Here is a 17,137-nt window from a genome sequence, read left to right as displayed (position 1 = left end):
CCTCGCCTGGTGCGGCAGCCCACCAGGAGGCACCGCTCGTGATCCCCGAGTGTACGTACCGGCCCCCCGGGGGTTCGACTATCGCCTCAGACGTCCCACCAGCCCGCGGAGAACGGGGGTGATGGAGTCGAGTTCGGGCAGGCGGGAGCGCGACAGGATCAGACCGGTGACCACGAGCGTGATGACGGCGGCGACACCGGCCCGCAGGACGAAGCCGATGCTGCCGACCGCGTCGGTGAGGGTGTCCATCGGCAGGATCGTGTCCACGACGAGCGCGATCAGGGCACCGACGATCGACGCGCCGAGGGTCCACGACGCCGACCGGAGAGTCTCCCGGCCGCGCAGGGAACCCAGCTTCGACCGCAGCAGGATGAACCCGGCGACGGCGCCGATGACCCAGCCGATGCCGTTGGCCAGGGCCAGTCCGATCACCACGTGGGAGCGCTGTTCGGCGACCGCGGGGACGATGAGGGACAGGATCACGCGGACGACGGTGATCGCGAGGATCATGACCGTGGGCGTCCAGTAGTCCTCGCGGGCGTAGAACACCCGCTGCTGCAGCAGGACGATCGCGTACGGGACCAGGGTGAACGCACCGAAGGCCAGGGTCAGGCCGAGGACCTGCGCGCTCTCGGCGTCGAAGTTGCCGTAGCGGAACAGGCCGGTCGCGATGGTCGGACCGAACGCGGTCATGAACGCGATGATCGGGAGCAGACCGAACAGCGACAGCCGCGTCCCCAGCGAGATGTCGCGCACCACCGCGTCGTTGCGGCCGGCCACCCCGTTGTCGGCGAGCCTCGGGTTGATGGCGGTGAGCAGGGTGACGCCGATGATCCCGTACGGGACCTGCAACAGCAGCCAGTAGGTCTGGTAGATCGCGATGGCGGCCTCGTCGGCGGCCGAACCGATGCGGTTGGTCATCACCAGGCCCACCTGGGAGATGAGCACGTAGGTGACGCCGGCCAGGGCGTGACCGCCGAACTGCCTGATGCGGGGGTCCAGACCCCACTGGGGCCGCAGGTCGACGCCGGCGCGGCGCAGGGCCGGCACCAGTACGGCGGCCTGGACGATCACGCCGAGGGTGGTGCCCAGACCGAGCAGCAGGATGGGGGCGCTGAGCAGGTTGACCGGGGCCGCCGGGTCGATCCCGCTGCCGACCACCGCGAACAGCACGAGCGTCGCGATGGCCACCAGGTTGTTCCACACCGGCGCCCAGGCCCCGGGCCGGAAGATCCCGTTGTAGTTGAGGACCGCGAGCATCACCGAGAACACGCCGTAGAAGAAGATCTGCGGCAGTAGGAGGAACGCGAACGCGGTGGCCAGGTCGGTGTTGACCTCGCCGTCACCCAGGTTGAGCTCGGTGAGCAGTGGTGCGCAGGCCACGGCGAGCACCGTCGCCCCCAGCGCGAGGACCGAGGTCACGGTGAGCAGGCGCCGGAGGAACGACACTCCCCCGTCCTCGTCCTCCTGCGCTGCCCTGGCCAGCAGTGGCATGAACATGGCGGTGAGGACCGAGCCCAGCACGAGCTCGGTGATCATGTTGGGCAGTGTGTTGGCCGTGTTGAAGGCGGACGCGACCGCGGGGCCGAGCACGGTGAGGATGAGGATCATCCGCACGAACCCGGTGATGCGGCTCGCGAGGTTCGCCACCGCCATCGATCCGGTCGAGCGCATCACCGAGGCGTCGGAGGAGTCCCGGGTCCGCGTCCCGGTCCCCCCGCCCGGCGGGGTGGACTGTTCCGGCGCCGCCGACCCGGGAGACGCGGGCGCGGCGTCGGGCGAGAACGAGTCGGCGACCGGTGGCGGTGACACCGGGCCGGGCAGCACGCTGCTGCCCGACTCACGGCGTCGGCCCCGGAGCCCGGGGTCCGGTCTGCGCAGTTCGGGTCCGGGGGACCCCTGCTCGTCGTTCACGGTCGGTGCCCTTCGTCCGCGGGGTCGAGGATGCCCCGACGGTAGCGCAGGTACCGCCGACCCCCGAGGACGAGGGCGAGGGCCGCTGCGGCGAGCGCGAACGCCTGCGCCACCGGGTAGCCACCGGTCTGGACGGACAACTCGACCGGCTCGGACAGCGGGCGCCCGTCGGGTCCCTCGAGGACGAACGCGACGGTGTGGCGGGCGCCGCCCTCGGCGTCGGACTGGGTGGGGACCTGCAGGGTCCGTGATCCCGAGGCGGGGATCTGGATGATCCCCACCGGGTCCACCCGGATGTCGGCCGGCGCGGTGACGGTGACGCCGACGCGTACCGGGAACGGCAGCGCGTTGCGGGTCACCAGCAGCAAAGGGCTGTTGGGGCTGGCCATGGTGAACACGCTGCCCGGCGGGAGCAGGTCCACCCGGTCGAGAGAGTCCGCGACCGTCCGCTCGAGCCGCTCGAGTCGGGCAGCGGTCCGGCCCCGGGCGACCTCACCGGTGCCGGACCCGGGCGACGTCCCGTCCCCCCCGGCTCGCCGGCCGGTCTCCGACAGGGCCCGGAGGGCATCGGAGACCATCGGGTCGAGGTGGAACCGGGCGTCCGCCGAGGTGGGGTCGGAGGTGTCAACGAGTGAGCGCAGGGTGCCGACCCCCCGCAGTGCGTCGGCCACGCGCCGGTCCGCCCCGGCCAGGTCGATCGCACCCGGGTCGACGGCCCCCGTGGGGTCGTCCGCCAGCGAGCCGTCCGGGATGGTGACCGGGCCCGCCAGGCGCTCGGCGAGCGGGAGCGCGCGCATCCTGCCCGCCTCGAGCTGGGCGCCGAGGGACTCGAGCAGCGATCCCGCGGCGTCGCCGTCGATGCTCCACACCTGCGGCGGCACGGCCAGCACGCCCTGATCGGCGGCGGGGTCGGCAGTGGGGTCGGTTGCGGCGGCGGGTCCGGTGGCGGCGCCGGCGGCGGGGGAATCACCGGTGGACGGTCCGGCGGGATCGGCGCCGATCGCGTCGAGAGGAGGGATGGGGACGGGTCCGGCAGCGGCGGCCGTATCGACGGCGTCCACCACCGGGGCGAGCAGGGCCGCGCGGGCGTCCTGCAGTCGGGCCGCCGCGGAGTCGGCCGTCAGCCAGTACCGGGTGTCGGGGTCGGAATACCGTGGGTTCTCGGGCGCTGCCCCGGTCGCGGCGAGAGTCGAGCCGACGGTCGCCGAGTAGGTCAGCGCCCGGCCGGCCCCGGCCAGCCCCACCAGCCCGGGCGGCGGGACCAGGCCGGTGTCGGTCCGCGTCGACGGGGCGGCCACGACGGCGGTGATGTCGGGTTCGTTCAGCGCCTCGGCGGTGCCGGGCAGCAGGGTCCCCGACGCGGGGACCAGGGTGTCGGGGACGGGGGCCACCCCGAGGATCCGCTCGACGGCGTCGGCGTTGTCGAGCGCGGCGCGGGTGAGTTCGGTGGAACCCACCGCCCCGACGGCCTCGAGGCCGGCCTGGGCCGCCGGCAGACCCACGACGCAACCGCCCTCGGCGAGCGCCCGCAACTCGTCGAGCCACCGCCGGGCGTCCGCGGCCACCGCCCCGGGATCCTCGGGACCGGACCATTCCGTGTCGTCCCGTTCGCCCCGGGTCCGGGTGGAAGAGCCTCCGCCGTCGCTCCTGCCGGAGCCGTCGCCGATGAGTACGGTCCGTCCGTCGGCCACCTCGGACACGGTTCCCAGGAGGTCCGGGTCCACGGCCAGGCACACCGCCCGTCGCAGGTCCCGCCCGCCCGCGCCGTCGAATGCCTCGTCGGCCGCCCGGACGAGCCCGGTGAGCCGGCCGTCCTCGGCCAGCTCCCGCAGGAGCGAGTCGTCGGTCAGGGCCACGACCGGGTCCGGGCCCTCCGCGCCGGGCACCGTCGCGACCCGCGTGGGGGCCGCGGCCAGAGGCCACAGCATGGTCAGCGGCACCGGTACCGGTCCGGGCACGTCCGCCGGCCCGGGGGCGCCCACCTCGTCGTCGACCCCCGGAAGCGCCGCCGGCCGGGGTGCCTCGAGCACGGGCAGCAGGGTGCGTGCGTCGTCGAGCCGCGCGGGCGAACCGCCCTCCGGGGTCCCGTTGACGTTGACGAGCAGCGGGTAGACACCAGGCTCGGTGAGTTGCAGGTCGGGTGCGGTACTTCCGACGATCTCGCGGGCGGGCATGGAGATCCGGTACGACACCGACTCCCCCGGCGGCACGGCCTCTGCCACCCGCACGAACTCGCCACGGACCCCGAACGACGGTTCCGACCACACCAGCGGCTCCCGGACGGCCTCCGCGTCGGCGGCACGGGGCCCGCGCTGGAGGCGGACGTCGACCGACTCGAGGGGGAGCTCGCCGACGTTGGCGATCGTCCCGGACACCGTGACGACCGGGACCCCGGCCTCGGTCCCCACCGCGACCTCACCCGTCCCGGACGCGCCGCCCGCGCCGTCGAGGACGCGCGGGGAGATCTCGTCGATGGTGATCCGCGCCAGCGCCGGCGCCGGAGTGGGGATGTACCCGGCGGCCGCGGCCTGCTCAGGGGTGATCGCGCCGGCCGGCTGGACACCCCACAGCGGCCCCACCGCCAGCGCGGCACACAACGCCGTCGGGACGACCGCCCGGACTGCGCGCCCAACCGGCCGCGCGATCACGGCCCGGACTCCTCCGGCGCGTCGTCGCGGGGGGTCACGCCGGGCGCCCCGGTCCGGCGGACCGGCTCGGGGCCGTCCGCCCGCCGGGAGGGGTCGACCTTCTGCGCGTCGGCGGGGGGCGGGTTGTCACCTGCCAGTTCTGCACGAGCGAGTCGGGGCAGCAGGGTGCGCGCGGACTCCACCAGGCGACGCTCGTCCGGGTAGGCCAGGCGCCTGGGCAGGTCGTCGAACGCGAACCACGCGACCTCGGTGATCTCCGGGTCCTCGTCGCACAACTCGCCGTGGTCGTAGCGGATGAGGTGGTGGTGGACCGTCTTGTGGATGCGTCGGCCCTCGGCGACGAACCAGTAGTCGATGGTGCCCAGCGGTGCGAGGACGGTGCCGTCGACCCCGGTCTCCTCGAGCACCTCGCGCCGGGCGGTCTCCGCGACGGTCTCCCCCGGTTCGATGTGTCCCTTGGGCATGGACCACAGCATCCGGTTGCGGCGGTCCAGGCGACCGATGAGCGCGACCTCGAGCCGCGACAGGTCGGCGTCCGGGCCGTCCGCCGCGTGCGCGAGATTCCGGACCACCAGGCCGCCGGCCGAGGTCTCCAGCACCGTCTTGAGGCGCTGGCCGCCGCGGGGATGCCGCGCTCCCCCGCGACCACCGCGGGCGTTCTTGACGCCGGCCTTGCCGCCCTGGTGGGCGCCGGGCTTGGTGGTCTTGGGCGCGGCCTTCGACCCGCCCTTGCCGCCGGACTTGGAGCCGGCCTTGGACCCGGAGCCGCCGCCGGCCTTCGAGGGAGCGGACGTCCGCGTGGTGTTGGCCGAGCTCGCCTGGGCACCGCCCGACTTGGGTCGGCCGGGCTGACGCGGGTGCCGGGGGGTCTGGCGGGCGGTGGCACCGGCGGTGCCGTCGCCGGACTTCACCGTGTGGGTGGCGTCGGTACCGGACGACTGGTTCTGGTTCTCGGGCGCGCGGCCCTGTCCCCGACCGCCGCGGCGACCGCGTCCCCCGCGGCGGCGGCGCCGACCCTGCCGGGATTGGCCGTCGCCGGTCGGGGCGGAGGAACCGGAGGGCCCGGACTGACCCCCCTTGCCGGACTTCTGGCCAGCACCACCGGAGGTGTTCTGAGCCGCTGATCTGGACTTGTCACCCTGGGCGTTGCGCGCGCCGTCGGCGGGTTTCGCGGCGGCGCCGTCCCGCGTGTGACCAGTGGATTCGCGCCCGGTGGTTCCGGGTCCGGCGGACCGACGTGCGCGACGACGCCGCGGCGCTGTGGCGCGCGGCTCGGCGGGACGATCGGCTTCGGACACCCATCGATGCTACCGGCCGGGGGTGAGTGGACCGGAATCCACGGCGCGCCGCCGCCCGGTCGCGTGCGGCTCAGGCCCCGAGCGCCGGACCGACTACCCGCCAGGAGTCCCGGAGTTCGCGGGTGAACAGGGCGAAGGTGTGGGCGCCGGTCGGGTACCGGTCATAGGTGAAGGGCACGCCGCCGTCCCGCAGCGCGCGGGCCATGTGGCGGGTTCCCAGGTCGGCGGCCAGTTCCGTCGGCGCGCCGATAGCGAAGGTCGCCGACCCGATCTCCGGCGAGTCGTGCGGGCCGGGGTTGCCGGGGGCGGACGCGAGGTACAGGGCGGTGCCGCGGAGCCGTTCGACGTCGTGCGACGGGTCATTGACGAGCCAGGCCGGGTCGTCGTGAGGGCCGAACGCGTTGTGGACGTTGCCGCCGCCGCGCGCGACCATCGCGGTCATGGCGGCGCGACCGAACGGCGTGGAGACCTCGGGGAACCCGGACAGGGACGCCGCGGCGGCCCAGTGGTGTCGGCTCCGCGCGGCGAGGGTGAGCGCGGGTCCGCCGGACATGGACACGCCGATCACGCCGCGGGTGCCGTTCAGGGCGTGGGCGCCGGTGAGCGCGGCGGGTAGTTCGGAGTCGAGGAAGGTGTGCCAGCGGTTGACGCCGAGGACGGGATCCTCGCGCTGCCAGTCGGTGTAGAGGCTGAACCGGCCGCCCTCCGGGCTGGCGACCAGGACGTGTTTGTCGGCGAAGAAGTCCTCGTAGTCGGTGTGATAGGCCCAGCCGACGTGGTCTTCTCCCCCGCCCACGCCGTTGAGCAGGAGCAACAGCGGTGCCGGCGACGGGCTCGCGGGGAGGAGGAGGAACGTGGGGACGGCCCTGGCCATGGACGGGGACCACACGTCGGCGAGTACCTTGCGGCCCTCGACCGGTTGGACGCGCAGGATCTGTGGCCGGGAGGTGTCGACCGGTGGCGGCGCGGTGGGGCGGGGCGAGGTGGTGAATCCGAGGGCCGTGGAGGTGTCGACGCCGCCGGCGGACTGCGCGCCTGCGAGCGGGTGGACCGCGCCGGTCAGCGCCACCGCGGCCGCGGCCGTGAGCGCGACGGCCGTCGGTGCGATGCGCCGACGGCTGGGTGACGGGCGTGGGCATATACGACGACGACGAGACACACCCGTCACTCTAGATTGCTTCTGTATCACGGGACAGGATGTCGATCCCGTGGCGGCCGGGAACGGTCCCGCGGCGGCGGGCGCGGCTAGAGTCCGCTGTATGAGCACTGGCCCGTCCGCCCACGCCCTGGTCCTGCGACACCGGGCCAAGCCGGGCCGTCGCGACCAGTTGATCGAGGTGTGGCGTCGGCACATGCCCGAGGCCGTCCAGGCCAACGACGGGCACGAGGCCTATGTGCTGTGCGCGTCCCACGTGGATCCGGACGTGATGGTGGTGTTCCAGCACTACCGGGATGCCGCGGCCGCCCAGGAGTTCCTCGGTAACCCCGCCTACCTGCGATACCTGGAGGAGTCGAGCCCGCTGCTGAGCGGCCCGCCCGAGGTGGAGGCCGTGGACCCGCTGTGGTCGAAGGTCGTCGCGGCGGGCGGGTGAGGCGGCGCGCCGAGCCCGGAGGCGCGGGTGCCCGGCTGCTCCCGGGGGGCCTGTCTGACACTCTTGCAGCGCACCTCGCGCGAGATACGCTGCCTCGTTGACTTACGCGCCTTGAATGGTCCAATCCCGCAGCGTGACCCGGGGTTCTGTGTGCATTTCCGCAGCGTAGGTCGGTTAGGCAGCGTATCCGGAGCCGTTCGTGCTGGCCGGATGCACACTCGGCCGTCGTCCCGGGTCCGGCCGGGCCCCGACTCGGCCCCGACTCCGCCCCGACTCGGCCCCGCCCCCGAGTGCGCGGATCAGGATTTGCCGGGTCCACTCGGTAAAGTCGGGCGCGTGACAGCCCGCAGACCGACCCCCGACCGCAGTGCCGCCGCCGATCGAGCCGCCTCCGATCGACACGACGCCGCGGTGTTCTCGGCTCTGCAGGACGGACCGGGCGCCCGGCCCGACCCGGCCGAGGTCGAGGCACGCCGGGTCCGGCTGCTGGCGGGCGCCCAGACCACCATGAACGACCTGGCGGACGTGCTGGCCCCGCTCGCGACGGCGTTCGGCGACGCCGGGCACGAGCTCTACCTGGTGGGCGGCAGTGTCCGCGACGCCGTGCTCGGCCGACTGGGCACCGACCTGGACTTCACCACGGACGCCCGACCCGAGACGGTGCGGGCCATCCTCGGCGACTACGCGGACGCGGTGTGGGACACCGGGATCGAGTTCGGCACGCTCTCGGCCGTCAAGCGGGACGGTGGCGGGATCGAGCAGCAGATCGAGATCACCACGTTCCGCGCGGACTCCTATGACGGGGTGACCCGGAACCCCGAGGTCGTCTTCGGCGACACCCTCGAGGGTGACCTCATCCGGCGTGACTTCACGGTAAACGCCATGGCGGTGCGTCTGCACCCGGACGGGCGCCAGGAGTTCGTCGATCCCCTGAACGGGATGGACGCCCTGCTCGCCGGCGTGCTGGACACCCCGGCGGCGCCGGAGCAGTCGTTCGCCGACGACCCGCTGCGCATGCTCCGGGCCTGCCGGTTCGTCTCCCAGCTGGGGTTCACCCTGGCGCCGCGGGTGTTCCGGGCGATGGCGGAGATGACCGGGGAGATCGACCGCATCACCGTCGAACGGGTGCGGACGGAGCTCGACAAGACCATCCTCGGCGATTTCCCGATCGACGGCATCAACATGCTGTGCGAGGCCGGGTTGGCCGACCGGGTGTTGCCCGAGGTGCCCGGCATGAAGCTCGAGCGCGACGAGCACATGCAGCACAAGGACGTGTACTGGCACTCGCTCACGGTGCTCAAGCAGGCCATCGACCTCGAACCCGAGGGGCCCGACCTGGTGCTCCGCTGGGCGGCGTTGCTGCACGACGTGGGCAAGCCCGCCACACGGGCGCCCAAGCCCGGCGGCGGCGTGACCTTCCACCACCACGAGGTGGTCGGCGCGAAGATGGTGCGCAAGCGCATGCGTGCGCTCAAGTACTCCAAGCAGATGATCGAGGACGTCTCCGGCCTGGTGTTTCTCCACCTGCGCTTCCACGGGTACGGCGAGGGTCAGTGGACGGATTCCGCGGTGCGCCGCTACGTCTCCGACGCCGGACACCTGCTCCCGCGCCTGCACCGGCTGGTCCGGGCGGACTGCACGACCCGCAACAAGCGGCGGGCGGCCAAGCTGCAGGCCAACTACGACTCGCTGGAACGGCGGATCGCCGAGATCGAGGAGAAGGAGGACCTCGCGCGGGTCCGCCCAGACCTCGACGGCAACGAGATCATGACGCTGCTCGACCTCAAGCCGGGGCCCGATGTCGGTCGCGCGTGGGCGTATCTCAAGGAGTTGCGCCTCGACCGCGGCCCGCTCGACCGGGATGAGGCCGAGGCCGCACTCCTGAGCTGGTGGGCGGGACAGAACGAACCGCAGCAGAACGGCGGGTCCGGGGGCTCCGCCGAGCAGAACGGCGACCCGGCATGATTGGCGGAGCGGTCGACCGCTACCTCGGTTCGGCCGCTGCGCGGGTCGTCGTCGCCGTCCTCGCCGTCGTCGGCACGCTGCTGCACACCGTCGGAATCCCGGGGCTGCAGCAGACCCCGCCGTACCGCATCGACCTCGACGTCTACCGCGTCGGCGGGCAGGTGTTCCGCGACGGTGGCGACCTCTACGGCGAGCTGCCGCAGCTCGCCCAGGGCGCCCACCTGCCGTTCACCTATCCCCCGCTGTCGGCGCAGCTCTTCTCACTGCTCACGCTGGTGCCGTTGGCGGTCGCGTCCGCGCTGATCACGCTGGCGACCATCGCGGTGCTGGCCTATGTCGTGCACCTGGTGCTCACGCGCACGTGCGAACGCCCGCAGCGGGAGTTGTGGTGGCTCACGGCAGCCATCGTGGCGGTGGCACTGTGGTTCGGCCCGGTGCGCGAGACGATCGGGTTCGGGCAGGTCAACGTCTTCCTCATGGCGCTGGTGCTGGTCGACGTGATCCGCGGCCGCGGCCGCTGGTGGGGCGGCACCCTCACCGGGTTGGCGATGGCCATCAAGCTCACCCCGGCGGTGTTCCTGCTGTACTTCGTGCTGCGGCGCGACTGGCGCGGGCTGGCCACGGCGGTCGTCTCGGCCCTCGCGTTCACCGGGATCGGGCACCTGCTCACCCCGGACGACTCGGCCCGCTACTGGACCTTCGCCATCCGTGACCCGGCCCGGATCGGCGGTCTGGCGTTCACGTCCAACCAGTCGGTGAACGGGTTCGTGCACCGCCTCGGGCTAGAGGACACCGCGGCGTCGGTCGCGTGGTTCGTGGTGTCCGCGGCGATCGGCCTGGGGATCGCGTGGGTGTCGTGGCGGCTGCTGCGGTCCGGCCACGAGGTGGCCGCCGCGGTGGCGGTGGGTCACGTGGCGCTGTTCTGCTCGCCCGTGTCGTGGGGGCACCACTGGGTGTGGGCGGTGCCGGCGATCGTGCTCACCCTGGTGTGGGCCGACCGCGCGGGGCGAGACGGCGACGACGACGAGCGCGGCTGGCTCGCCCTGGCCGGCAGCGGCGTGGTGGTCTTCCTGGGCACACCGCAGTGGTGGGTGCCGCACAGCGAGGACCGCGAACTCGGCTGGGGCCCGCTTGAGCACCTCGTCGGCAACGCCTACCTGATCTGGGCGGCGATCTTCCTCGTCGTCGTCGGACTCCGGGCGTCCCGCCTCGGCCGCCCCGACCTGGGCGGCGACCCCGAACAACCCGCGCTGCTCGACAGGGCCACCGCGAGCCGCTGAGCGCCCGCCGTCAAGGCGGAATGGCGATCTGTGGATTACGGATCGCTGCTCCACAGATCGCGGATCGGGGCTGGTCCGGGTCGGGTGTCCGGGACACGATTCTCGTCATGGACTACTTCTTCGGAGACGGCGTCGGGGACCCGACGCAGTGGCAGGGCGAGCCCGACCTCACGCTCGGGACCGGTGCGGCAGACGCGCTGTGGTTGGACTTCGACGGTGACGGTTACGCCGACGACGCCCTCTGGGATTCGGACGTCGACGGCGTCGCGGATCTCGTGGTGACCGACGTCGGCACCGCCGCCCAGGTGGCCTACGCCGACGACGGTGATCGCGGGCTGTGGAACGTCTATGCGGGAGGCGCGGGCGCGCTCGCGGCGGGATCCGCGGGCGCCGGATCCCTCGGCGCGGGGTCTGTGGGCGGCGGCTCGGTGGGGGGCGGGTCTGTGGGCGGTGGCTCGGTGGGCGGAGGTTCGGTCGGCGCGGGGTCGGCTGGCGCGGGCTCGGTCGGGGCGGGATCAGTGGCGGCCGGATCGGTGCTGGCCGGGTCGATGTCGGCCGGTGCCGAGGGGGCGGGAGCCCTGGTCGACGGCTCGCTGGCCGCGGGCGCGGAGGCGATCGCCACCGGCTCGGAGGCGCTCGGGGAGCTGCCGGACTGGGGCGCGCTGTTGTCCGATGCGATCGGTGCGATCCACCACGGGTCGGCCGCTGCCACGGACTCGGCCAGGTGGACCACCCCGCCGGTCGCCGAGCCGGATCCGGTGCCGCCGCCGGTCCAGGGCGGGACGAATCCCCTGCCCGCCGCCCCTGTCGTCGAGGATGACGGCTCCATCACCGTCGACACGGGTAGCGGGTGGCTCTCGGTTGCCGACGTCAACGGAGACGGGCTGCTCGACGCCGCCCTGCCCTTCGAGCCGCCCCGTCTCGAGTTCCCGCACCTCGACGCGGGCTCTGCCACAGGAGTGGTCGGGACGGGGGTCATCGACGCCGGTGCGATCGGTGGTGGCTCGGTTGGTGGTGGCGCCGGAGCTGTCGGTTCCGCCGCGGCGGGCTCGGCTGCGGCGGGATCCGCTGCCGCCGGGTCGATGGGCGCGGGTTCGGTCGGGGCGGGTTCGGTCGGCGCAGGGAGCGTCGGCGGCGGCTCGGTGGGTGCAGGCTCGGTGGGTGGCGGTTCAGTCGCCGCGGGCTCTGTGGGCGGTGGCTCTGTGGGAGGAGGGTCAGTGGGTGGTGGTTCGGTCGGTGGCGGTTCGATCGCGGCGGGCTCGCTCGGGCTCGGCTCCTGACCGCGTGCGAGCGGCCGGAACCGCGGCGACCGCCGCGGCGGCGGCGTACAGCGCGGCCGGGACCAGCATCAACGGCACCGACCGCCCGTCCGCCGGCACCAGGGGCAGGATGGCGACCATCCCCACCACGAACGCCGAGTTGAACAGGGCGTCCTGCAGCGCGAAGACCCCGCCGCGGCGGGCGTCGGGGACATCGGTCTGCATGGCGTTGTCCGCGACGAGCTTGACCACCTGGGCGCCCAGACCGATCGCGACCGCACCCACGACCAGCGCGGTCGGGTCGAGGGTCGGCCCGACCGCGAGCTGGGCGACCCCCGACAGGACCGCCCCCGACGCCACGATGGCGATCCGCCGCCGACGGGCGATCGCCCACGGGGTGACGACGGCCGCCAGGCCCATTCCGGCGGCCACCGCAGCCGACATCAGTCCGAACCCGCCCATCCCGGCGACCACGGGGCCGCCCGCTCCTGCGGACTCGGCGTCGCGCAGCAGCAGGATCGCCAGCATCGTGGTGATCCCGAACGCCGCCCGGCCGAGCGTCACGCCGGCCAGGGACACCCACACGAGGGTCGTGGAACGGGCGGCCCGGACGCCCTCGGCCAGTCCACCGGCGAACAGGGCGAGCGCCTCCCGAGTGACGGCCCGGCCCGGATCGGCGCCGAGCTCGTCGTCGTCGGGGCCCAGGTGCCGGTGCGGCAGGGCCAGGATCGCCCAGACCCCCACCAGCGCGGCGATCACGGACGGCACGAGGGTCCACGACACGGCGTTGTCCCCGGCGCCCAGGACGGCCAGGACCGCGAAGGCGGCCACCGCGCCGATGGCCGTGATGATCGACCCCACGGTGACCAGGACCGAGTTGGTGGCGGCGAGGATCCGGTCGGGCACCACCTTGGGCATGGCCGCGGTCATGCCGGTGTTGATGAGGCGGCCGAGACCGATGGCCACGAGCGACAGCGCGAACAATGCCGCCAGGCCTGTCCCGGTGTGGACGGCCCCGGCGGCGATCAGAGCAATGGTCGCGATGATGGCGACCGTCCTGACCAGGGCCGCGACCGCGACGACGACCCGGCGGTCCCACCGGTCGAGCGCGGCGGCCGCGAAGGGCCCGACGATCGAATACGGCAGCAGCATGACGGCGAACCCACCGACGATGGCGGCCGGCGTCGTCGCGGATTCCGGACTGAACAACACGATCCCGCCCAGCGCGGCCTGGTGGATGCCCTCGCTGAGCAGGGCGGCCAGGCGTGCCGTGGACAACCGGCCGAGGCCGTCCGACTCGCGCACTGCGGCGGCCATTCGTCCGCGCGGGGGGCCGACCGGGTCGGCGGACAGGGAGGTCACCCAAGTCACCGTATCGTCCACGACTCGAACCCTCACCACACGAGCGGTCACCTCACGGGCGCGGACCACCGCGGCGGAGCCCGATCGAGGGGACGCGCGTGTGGGTCGGCGACGACGGGGGCATCATGGGGACATGGACACGGGACCGGACGATCTGGGTGGCGGCGGCCTGTTCGGCGACCGCCTCTACTCCGCGATGGACAAGCGTGACCCCGTCGCCGGTTCGCTGCTCATCGCGGCGCCCGACATGCCCGACCCCAACTTCCAGCGAGCGATCATCTACATGATCGAGCACGACCACTCGGGCTCCCTGGGGGTGGTCATCACCCGTCCGAGCGAGACCGAGGTGGAGTCGATCCTGCCCGCCTGGGCCGAGATCTGCGCTCCCCCGTCCGTCTTCCACATCGGCGGTCCCGTCAAACCCGACACCGGAATCGCGTTGGTGGTGCTCGGCTCGGGTGTCGACGGCGATCGGTTCGTGGGGCTCCAACAGATCGAGGGTCGGGTGCACGTGGTGGACCTGGACAGTGACCCCGACCTGCTGCGGGACCACGTCGAGGGGATGCGGGTGTTCGTGGGCTATACCGGCTGGGCCCCCGGGCAGCTGCAGGACGAGCTCGACCGCGGTGACTGGTACGTCGCGCCCAGCCTGCCCAGCGACCTGCTCGCCCCCGCCCGCGTCGACGTCTGGGGCGCGGTGCTGCGACGGCAGGAGATGCCGCTGCCCCTGTACGCCACCTACGTCCAGGACGGCGACGTCAACTGACGAGCCCCGGCCAATAGTAATCCCACTAATTGGGATCATCTTTCTAAACAATGAGATCATGCCTAGGCTCATGCAGGTGGAGACGGGTGAGGGTGCAGAAACGGCGGTGACCGCGCGGCACTGGCTGGTGCTGGCCGTCGCCACGTTCGTCGCCGCGTCGGGCTCGGCGTTCGTCGTCGGCGTGGGCTTCCTGCTCCCCCACCTCACGACCGCCGAGGGGCTGTCGCTCTCGCGGGCCGGGGTGCTGGTCGCGATGCCGCTGGTGGGAATGGCCACGGCGTTGATCGCCTGGGGCTGGCTCGTCGACCGCACGAGCGAGAAGCTGGTCCTGGTCTCCGGTTCCATCGGCGCCGCGATCGCCCTCACCGCCGCGCTGTTCGTCGACGCCTTCGCACTGCTGGCGATCCTTCTGCTGGTCACCGGGGCCTTCACCGCCTCGGGGAACTCCGCCAGCGGGCGCCTGGTCGTCAGCTGGTTCCCGGCCCACCGCCGCGGGCTCGCCATGGGAGTCCGGCAGATGTCGCAGCCGGCCGGATCCGCGGTCGCGGCCATGACCATGCCGCTCCTCGCGCAGTCGTACGGATTGGCCGCTGCCTTCGCGATACCCCTGGCCATGGCCGTGGTCTCGGCGGTCGCGGCCCTCGTCGTCGTCACCGACCCGCCTGCTCCCCCGCCGGCGCCGGTCGCCCCGGCCCCCAGGGCGACCGGCGCATCGTCGATCGCGGAGCCGCCGCCCCCCGCGCCGTCGGACGCGTCGCCGTACCGCGGCTCGCGCTACCTGGCCCGGGTGCACGGCGCGTCAGTGCTCCTCGTCCTGCCGCAGGGCATGCTGCAGGCGTTCCTGCTGGCGTGGCTCGTGCTGGGGCACGGCTGGTCGGCGGTCTCCGCGGGCATCGTGGTGACGGTGAGCCAGGTGCTCGGGGCGGTTGCCAGGATCGTGGCCGGAGCGGTGTCGGATCGGGTCGGATCGCGGGTGAGACCCCTTCGCGCTGTGGCGGTCTCGGTCACCGGCGGCCTGGCGGCCCTCGCTGTGGCCGAGGCGCTGGGAGCCCCCGGGGTGATCGCCGTGACGCTCGGCGTGGTCGCGACCGTCCTCTCGGTGTCCGACAACGGCCTGGCGTTCACCGCCGTCGCCGAATACGCCGGCCCGCGGTGGAGCGGGCGCGCGCTGGGCGTGCAGAACACCGCGCAGTTCGTGGCGATCGCGGCGTCCACTCCCCTGGTCGCTGCCGTGATCGAGGCGGTCGGTTACTGGCCGGTGTTCACGGGCGCGGCGGTGGTCGCCGCGGTGGCGATCCCGCTGGTACCGCGCGCAGACGTCGTGCGGGTCTGAGGAGGGGCTGGTCGCGGGCCGGGCCTGCCCCGACGGCCGCTGCGTCAGGACGTCCCGGTCGGCAGGGGTTCGCCTCGGTACTGACCCACCGACCACACGTTGCCCTCGGGGTCGCGGGCGGAAAAGGTGTGATCCCCGTAGTCGGTGTCGTGGAGCTCCATGACGATCTCGGCGCCCGCGGCCCGCGCGCGTTCGTAGACGGTGTCCGCGTCGGCGGTGACCACATAGGCCAACCCGGTTCCCGGCGGCATCGCATGGGGATCATCCGGCCCCGGCCGTTGGTCACCGAGCATGATGCCGCCACCCTCGGGCCACAGCAGTTCGGCGTGCACGATGCGGCCGTCCTCGGCATGGGAGACGGTCTCGACGAATCCCAGGGCCTCGACCAACCAGTCGATGACGGCGCGCGCGTCCGAGCACTGGAAGCAGTGCCACACGGTGGGGGCGGGCGGGGTCCCGGGCTGGTGTGCGCTCATGCTCAGAGTCTGCGCCGACGGGCGCGAGGGCGGAAGGGCTCCGACGGGGGTGATGCCAAATCGTGGCTGGCTAGACTGCCCGGCGTGCCGCACGCCCCCTCCACCAGCGCAGAGATCCGCAAGGGTCTTGCCGACTGCTCGACCGTCGGCCTGGGACTCGTCCCGCTCGGTCTGGCGTTCGGGGTGCTGATGACGCAGGCGGGGTTCGACTGGTGGTGGGCGCCGGTGTTCTCGATCGTCATCTACGCCGGCTCCATGGAGTTCCTCGCGATCGGCCTGCTCACCGCGGTCACTCCCCTGTATTCGCTGGCCGCCGCGGCGTTCCTGGTGAACTTCCGACACGTCTTCTACGGGCTGAGCTTCCCGATCGAGGCCATCCGCTCGCGGCTCGGCCGACTCTACGCCGTCTACGCCCTCACCGACGAGGTGTACGCGATCACCGCCACCAAGCGGCGCGTGGAGATGACCGGTGCCCGGACGATGACCATCGCGATCACCTGCCAGTCGCTGTGGGTGGTGCCGGGCATCGTCGGAGCGCTCGTGGGATCCGCGCTGCCGGAAGGACTGGACGGGCTGCAGTTCGCGCTGACCGCCCTGTTCGCCGTGTTGGCCGTGGACGCGTGGCGCTCCTCGGGAGACCTGCCGGCGCCGGTGATCGGCCTGCTCTGCGGCCTGGTCGCGGCGGTGGTGGCGCCCGGGCAGATGCTCATCGTGGGCCTGTGCGCGTTCGTCGTGGTGTTGTTGCTGCGCTACGTCTGGAACACGCGTGCCGGGCGGGACGCGACGTGACCGCCGCCGTTCCCGGGACCGCCTACCTGTTCGCCGGGCTGGGCGTGATGTTCCTCGTGACGCTCGCGCTGCGGGCCGCCCCGTTCGTGGCGCTGACGCGCCTCCGCGATTCCGGCGTTGTCCGCTACCTCGGCCGCACGATGCCCGCCGGCGTGATGGTCGTGCTGGTGGTCTACACCCTGCGGGACACGACCACCGAGCTCGGCTCGTGGGTGCCGGCGGCCGTCGCGTTGGGGCTCACTCTTGCTGTGCACCTCGCGTTTCGACGGGCCGCGGTGAGCATCGTGCTGGGGACGGCGACCTACATGCTGCTGCAGACCGTACTGGTGTGATGCCGCCGGCCAGGTGGCCCCGCCGGCCCGGGTGGCCCCGTCGGCCCGGCCGGCCCGGGTGGCCCCGCACACGCGCGCAAGTCCTGCAGCCGCGCACGAAATATCGTAAGCGGCTGCAGGACT

Annotated in this window: 14 protein-coding genes; 8 read left to right on the top strand and 6 right to left on the bottom strand. The window is 73.1% G+C overall.

Going from position 1 to position 17,137, the window contains the following annotated elements; genetic code table 11:
- Positions 1 to 78: 78 nt before the first annotated feature.
- The 4 genes from murJ to L8M95_RS10725 all read right to left on the bottom strand — a co-directional run bounded on the left by murJ (position 79) and on the right by L8M95_RS10725 (position 6,929).
- Positions 79 to 1,914 (bottom strand): murein biosynthesis integral membrane protein MurJ, encoded by a 1,836-nt coding sequence (gene murJ, locus L8M95_RS10740; protein WP_260486136.1) that lies wholly within the window; start codon positions 1,912 to 1,914, stop codon positions 79 to 81.
- Complete coding sequence (locus L8M95_RS10735; protein WP_260486135.1) at positions 1,911 to 4,562, bottom strand: hypothetical protein; 2,652 nt, start codon at positions 4,560 to 4,562, stop codon at positions 1,911 to 1,913. Before L8M95_RS10735 ends, murJ begins: the two co-directional genes overlap by 4 nt.
- Complete coding sequence (locus L8M95_RS10730; protein ID WP_260486134.1) at positions 4,559 to 5,860, bottom strand: NUDIX hydrolase; 1,302 nt, start codon at positions 5,858 to 5,860, stop codon at positions 4,559 to 4,561. Before L8M95_RS10730 ends, L8M95_RS10735 begins: the two co-directional genes overlap by 4 nt.
- Before the next feature lie 70 nt (positions 5,861 to 5,930).
- Positions 5,931 to 6,929, bottom strand: a complete 999-nt coding sequence (locus L8M95_RS10725; RefSeq protein ID WP_260486133.1) for an alpha/beta hydrolase family protein — start codon at positions 6,927 to 6,929, stop codon at positions 5,931 to 5,933.
- A 190-nt stretch (positions 6,930 to 7,119) separates the two neighbouring features.
- On the opposite strand from L8M95_RS10725, the gene L8M95_RS10720 reads away from it, so the two are divergent.
- The 4 genes from L8M95_RS10720 (at position 7,120) to L8M95_RS10705 (ending at position 11,977) form a co-directional block, all read left to right on the top strand.
- Positions 7,120 to 7,452: a putative quinol monooxygenase gene (locus tag L8M95_RS10720; RefSeq protein WP_260486132.1), complete on the top strand. Its 333-nt coding sequence runs from the start codon at positions 7,120 to 7,122 to the stop codon at positions 7,450 to 7,452.
- Between the two features lie 411 nt (positions 7,453 to 7,863).
- Positions 7,864 to 9,417, top strand: a complete 1,554-nt coding sequence (locus tag L8M95_RS10715; RefSeq protein ID WP_260489228.1) for a CCA tRNA nucleotidyltransferase — start codon at positions 7,864 to 7,866, stop codon at positions 9,415 to 9,417.
- On the top strand, positions 9,414 to 10,697 hold the full coding sequence (locus L8M95_RS10710; RefSeq protein WP_260486131.1) for a glycosyltransferase 87 family protein: 1,284 nt from the start codon (positions 9,414 to 9,416) through the stop codon (positions 10,695 to 10,697). The genes L8M95_RS10715 and L8M95_RS10710 overlap by 4 nt, the downstream gene beginning before the upstream one ends.
- Positions 10,698 to 10,804: 107 nt before the next feature.
- Positions 10,805 to 11,977, top strand: a complete 1,173-nt coding sequence (locus L8M95_RS10705) for a hypothetical protein (RefSeq protein WP_260486130.1) — start codon at positions 10,805 to 10,807, stop codon at positions 11,975 to 11,977.
- Here the strand turns inward: L8M95_RS10705 and L8M95_RS10700 are convergent.
- Complete coding sequence (locus tag L8M95_RS10700) at positions 11,912 to 13,318, bottom strand: MFS transporter (RefSeq protein WP_260486129.1); 1,407 nt, start codon at positions 13,316 to 13,318, stop codon at positions 11,912 to 11,914. The genes L8M95_RS10705 and L8M95_RS10700 overlap by 66 nt on opposite strands.
- A 133-nt stretch (positions 13,319 to 13,451) precedes the next feature.
- On the opposite strand from L8M95_RS10700, the gene L8M95_RS10695 reads away from it, so the two are divergent.
- Together L8M95_RS10695 and L8M95_RS10690 are read left to right on the top strand one after the other, a co-directional pair.
- Positions 13,452 to 14,084, top strand: a complete 633-nt coding sequence (locus L8M95_RS10695) for a YqgE/AlgH family protein (protein WP_260486128.1) — start codon at positions 13,452 to 13,454, stop codon at positions 14,082 to 14,084.
- A gap of 58 nt (positions 14,085 to 14,142) precedes the next feature.
- The gene (locus tag L8M95_RS10690) at positions 14,143 to 15,417 is read left to right on the top strand and encodes an MFS transporter (RefSeq protein WP_260486127.1); all 1,275 of its coding nucleotides are present in this window, start codon (positions 14,143 to 14,145) and stop codon (positions 15,415 to 15,417) included.
- Positions 15,418 to 15,461: 44 nt separating this feature from the next.
- Here the strand turns inward: L8M95_RS10690 and L8M95_RS10685 are convergent, their stop codons facing one another.
- Positions 15,462 to 15,893 carry a VOC family protein gene (locus L8M95_RS10685; RefSeq protein ID WP_260486126.1) on the bottom strand — a complete coding sequence of 144 codons (432 nt, stop codon included), beginning with the start codon at positions 15,891 to 15,893 and terminating at the stop codon, positions 15,462 to 15,464.
- Positions 15,894 to 15,977: 84 nt separating this feature from the next.
- Here L8M95_RS10685 and L8M95_RS10680 point away from each other — a divergent pair, with 84 nt between their 5' ends.
- Together L8M95_RS10680 and L8M95_RS10675 are read left to right on the top strand one after the other, a co-directional pair.
- Positions 15,978 to 16,682: an AzlC family ABC transporter permease gene (locus tag L8M95_RS10680; protein ID WP_260486125.1), complete on the top strand. Its 705-nt coding sequence runs from the start codon at positions 15,978 to 15,980 to the stop codon at positions 16,680 to 16,682.
- On the top strand, positions 16,679 to 17,014 hold the full coding sequence (locus L8M95_RS10675; RefSeq protein WP_260486124.1) for a branched-chain amino acid transporter permease: 336 nt from the start codon (positions 16,679 to 16,681) through the stop codon (positions 17,012 to 17,014). The genes L8M95_RS10680 and L8M95_RS10675 overlap by 4 nt, the downstream gene beginning before the upstream one ends.
- Positions 17,015 to 17,137: the final 123 nt, after the last annotated feature.

Source organism: Dietzia sp. B32 (assembly GCF_024732245.1).
Lineage (GTDB): Bacteria > Actinomycetota > Actinomycetes > Mycobacteriales > Mycobacteriaceae > Dietzia.
The sequence above is the reverse complement of the archived record's forward strand: the minus strand, read 5'-3'. Positions and strand labels throughout refer to the sequence as shown.